Genomic DNA, 1,403 nt, shown 5'->3' on the forward strand with positions numbered 1-1,403 from the left:
GTGAACTGCGAGCCCTGGACGCCCTTCTGTTTGTCAAGCGACGATCCTGGTTTGATTGATCTGCTTCTGGCGACGCATGATGATGCCGAAGACTTCCCGAGCGATGTAACGTTTCAATGCCCGGATTGCATCGAGCTTGGAGTGGCCCGCAGCCATACGGCGAGCGACATACTGCTTTGTCTTGTCATCGGTCCTGAGGCGGCCAATTGCAATGATATGGAGGGCGCTATTGGCAAGCCGGTCGCCGCCCCGGTTCAGACGATGTCTTGTGGTCTTTCCTGAGGATGCTGGCACAGGGCTGACGCCGCAGAGCGCCGCGAAACTTGCTTCTGACTTTAATCGCTCGGGATTGTCGCCGGCGGTGAGCAAAAGCTGCGCGGCGCTGTTGTGTCCAATTGAATTACGTTCGACAAGGTCCGGAGCCAGGTCTTCGACGATTGCAGCGATCATCATGTCGAGATCGGCAATCTCATCATGCAGTTCGAGGTATCTGCGACCAAGCGACTTCAGGGTAATCCGATACGCCGCTTCCACATCGCGATAGGCTGTCAAGTCCGGACGCCAGGCGGCAAGCAATCGAACCAGTTGCATGCGGGTCATGCGACGCAGCTGATCCCGCAACACGTCGGGCGCTGCGATGATCGTATTCTGGATTAATTGCAAGGCTATGCGCCGAGCGTTGACTGCCGTCTTTCGGCAAGCCTTTAAAACTCTGAGAGATTCCACCATGCCGTCCCGGCTTCGAGGTGTGACGGTTCGCCGTTCGGCAAAGGCGGCATGTGCCGCAGCCTGGGCATCGAGATCATCATTCTTACCCCGTCTTCGACGGTCGTGACGATCTGGTGTGGTAACTTCAAGGACCTCCACGCCCGCGGCCTGCATATATCGCAGCAGCCCAGCACCATAACTGCCTGTGCACTCGACACCGACGCGCTGCAACTCTCCGAATGTCCGCATCCAGGCAAGCATCAACCGATAGCCGTTACGGGTCGTCGGGAAACTGCGCGTCTCAAGAACGCGGTCGTAATCATCGACGACCGCTGCGACATGTAAATCCTTATGGGTATCGACGCCGCCGACAACATGACGCGCTGGCTTGTTCTTCTGTTCCATGCCGTAACCTCTGGAGTTTGACCGCTATCGCACGGCTCAACCACGGGCATATGCATGGACAGGACAGTCATGTGACCAACGCGGTCAGGCCCTTCTTGGGTCACAAGCAAACGCCGAGGCAAAGCCTCACCGCAAGGCGCTCCCGGGCGGCTGACAGGTCCAGGGAAAGACACGCTGGTCGATCGGAGTGTGGGTCAAGCCACACCTGGACGCCTTGCAGCGCCAGCCTACCAAGCGATCGATCGGTGTTTGAGACAAACCGCCCGGGAACTGGCTATCATCTTCTGACT

At 57.9% G+C, this 1,403-nt stretch carries 1 protein-coding gene; it reads right to left on the reverse strand.

From position 1 onward, the window contains the following. Positions 1-33: 33 nt before the first annotated feature. Positions 34-1,113 (reverse strand): IS110 family RNA-guided transposase, encoded by a 1,080-nt coding sequence (locus DKP76_RS18855; protein WP_075041734.1) that lies wholly within the window; start codon positions 1,111-1,113, stop codon positions 34-36. Positions 1,114-1,403: the final 290 nt, after the last annotated feature.

It is taken from the genome of Falsochrobactrum shanghaiense, from assembly GCF_003149535.1.
Lineage (GTDB): Bacteria > Pseudomonadota > Alphaproteobacteria > Rhizobiales > Rhizobiaceae > Brucella > Brucella shanghaiense.